Annotated in this window: 1 protein-coding gene and 1 pseudogene; both read right to left on the bottom strand. The window is 62.6% G+C overall.

The window, feature by feature from the left end; translation table 11 throughout:
- On the bottom strand, window positions 1-2660 hold a 2660-nt coding region (locus AC1DFE_RS23900; RefSeq protein WP_476908308.1), incomplete at its 3' end, for a Pls/PosA family non-ribosomal peptide synthetase.
- Between the two features lie 3 nt (window positions 2661-2663).
- Window positions 2664-2708, bottom strand: a pseudogene (locus AC1DFE_RS23895) (hypothetical protein); the annotation flags it as partial.
- Window positions 2709-2762: the final 54 nt, after the last annotated feature.

Raw genomic sequence — 2762 nt, 5'->3', positions numbered from 1 at the left:
GGTAAGGCAGTGCCGAGAGGCCGCACCGGCCGGCCAAAGGTCGAAGCGGGCAATGCTTCGGCAGGATTGCCTCCCCAACGCTCGAAAGCGGGAATCTCCTCGCCCTTCATCAGGAAGGAGTCCGGCGCGAGCACCACCCCGTCGCCCATGGTGACCCCGTAGTGCACCATCGTCGCAACGCCGAGCGTGCAGCCCGAACCGATCGTGGTGGCGTCGGACTTGAACGCGTAGTCCTCCTGGGAGTGGCACTGGATGTACGCCCCGGCGTTGAGGATCACGTTGTCTCCCAAGGTGACGATGTTCTTCTCGGACATCCCGCCCCCATCGTCGAATAGCCGTTTACCCACACGGACGCCGACGAGCCGCCACACGAGCCCCTTGAAGGGTGTGCCGCTGAGCAGCCGATGCACGTTGGCCCGGGCACACAGCTTGAAGAAGCGTTCGGTGCGCCAGAAATCGATGTCATAAATCGAACAGTGCTTTGGCCGCACTCCGCGGAATCCCGTGGAAGCCCGCTCCACGAACGCGAAGTACAGCACAGTGAAAACCACGATCACAAGGGGCAGTCCCATGATCGCGAAGACGCGGAATTGCTGCATCAGGTCCACCGAGGTCAGCGAGGACAGCAGCATCACGAAGGTGTAGAACCAGCGCGACAGGAGGAACAGGACCATACTCACCAAGTTGTGCCGGTTCTTGGCGGCGAGCCGGCTAGGGAACTCCTCGTCATGCGCCATGCGTATGAACAGGCTGTCCCGTTGCACAGTCCGGGGAATTTCGAAGGCAGGCGATCCGAGCAGGCCGATGCCCTCCCGGATCTCTCCGTCGATCGGGACGAGGGCCTTCGTCGCGATAAGGCAGTTCTCCCCAACCTTGCCCTGCGGGGGGTAGACGATGTCGTTGCCGAGGAAGCTGTTTGCGCCCACAGCGCTCCGCGACACGCTGAAAGACGTGCTGGAGTAGTTGGCGTTAATGAACGAGATCCCAGCGGCGATGACAGTTCCCCGGCCGACCGCACTCAGATACGGGTTGTCATGCTTTACTTCGGTGCCGAAGTTGGAACCGGTCTGCACTACGGGGGAGAGCCTGTAACCGAGGGACAGCAGGTAATGAACGATGAAGGAGCTGTCGCCGAACAGCTCATGGAAGAACTTACGGTTGGTAATACGCCCGATCGCCACGTGCATCAAGTAGTGGATCCCGTACAACGGATAGACGCGATCCGGTTTGAGCGCGAGGTTCAGTAACCGTGGGATGGTCGTAACGAAGATCAGGCTCACGATCATGGCGCCTGTGAATAACGCCAAGGACAACCAGAGGACGGTGCTGAGGTAAGACCAGCTGGCAAGTGTCAGGCCCGGCGTCTCGAAGATCTCTCGGGTCCAGGGCACATCGACGACGACCACAGCCAGTAATGTGGAGACCACTGGCACCGTTAGGAGCAGGCGGTTCGCCAGCTGCAGGGCCACATACCTTACCCTCCTGAGGGTCCCGCAGGGAGCCGGGGGAACGATCCGATAGTCGGTGCTCGTGCGCCTCGCCGGCGAACCGTTCCAGCTCTCTCCAGCAGGTACTGCCTGGCCCTCGTGGAGTGACGAGGCGTGGCCCAATTGGGCCCCGTCGCCAAGCGAGGTGCGGATATCGAGCACCGCCTTCTCTCCAACCAAGACGTTCCCGCCGATCGACACCGGACCGGTTTGAATCACGCCGTTGATGGCGCGGTAGCCGCTGAGGAAGCTGTCCTTCTCGATGACCGTGTGCTCGCCAATCGTGAGCATGTCGGTGCAGACAGGCATGTGCCGGGTGAAGACGACCGCCCCCTTCCCTACCCTGGCTCCCAGGGCGCGCAGGTAAAGCAGGTAAAGCGGCGAGCCCGCAAAAAGGACCAGCGGGTTGGCCATCACGAGCGTCTTGACCAACCAGAACCGCACGTACGCCAGACTCCAGATGCGAATCTCCTGGGGCTTCCAGCGGCCTATGAGCACCCATTTAGCCAGAATAGGCAGCGTACACATGGCGACGAACGTGAAGGTCCCGAAGCCGACGCTCCTTACGTACTGGTCAAGCAGCGTGCTGCCTGCCCAGACCCACTCCAGCCCATTCTCGAAAATCACTGCGAAAACATAGGTGTAGGCAAGGAAGATCAGCACCTGCAGCATCCCACATGTCACGTACTCGGTCGTCGTGGCCGACATTCCCCCAGCTGGGAGAGCCCTGTGTCGCCCTCGTCCCGCCTCGTTCGCAGAGGTCGCCTTGGGTGCGGCAGCGGATGACGCTTCCGGTCCCGCTGACCGCGAGGTAAGTGTACTGGCAACCACAGGCGGGTCGGACGGCACTGGTTCCGCAGGAGCCAAAGCCGCGGCGAGAGCGCCGACCGTCGGGTTGTGGTAGACGTCCTTGATGGACACCGCCGGCAGGTCCGGCTCCTTGCGGACCCGGGCGCAGAACTTCGCCATGACCAGCGAGTCCGCGCCCAGGTCGTGGAAGAAGTTGGCGTCCACGGGCACGTGCTCGACGTCCAGCACGCCGGACAGCAGTCCCGCGAGCCGTTCCTGCACCTGCACCTGAACCTGCACCTGTGCCKTCGYCTCTTCCGCCGGTGCCAGGGCYGCRGCCAGCGCCGAGATCGTTGGGTTCTGGTAGATGTCCTTGATGGACACCGCTGGCAGGTCCGGCTGCTTGCGMACCCGGGCGCAGAACYGCGCCATSACCAGYGAGTCCGCGCCCAGGTCCTGGAAGAAGTTGGCCTCCACCGGCACGTG

This window comes from Arthrobacter sp. 05T423, from assembly GCF_056396245.1.
Note: the sequence above shows the minus strand (reverse complement) of the source record. Positions and strands in the feature narration are given on the sequence as shown.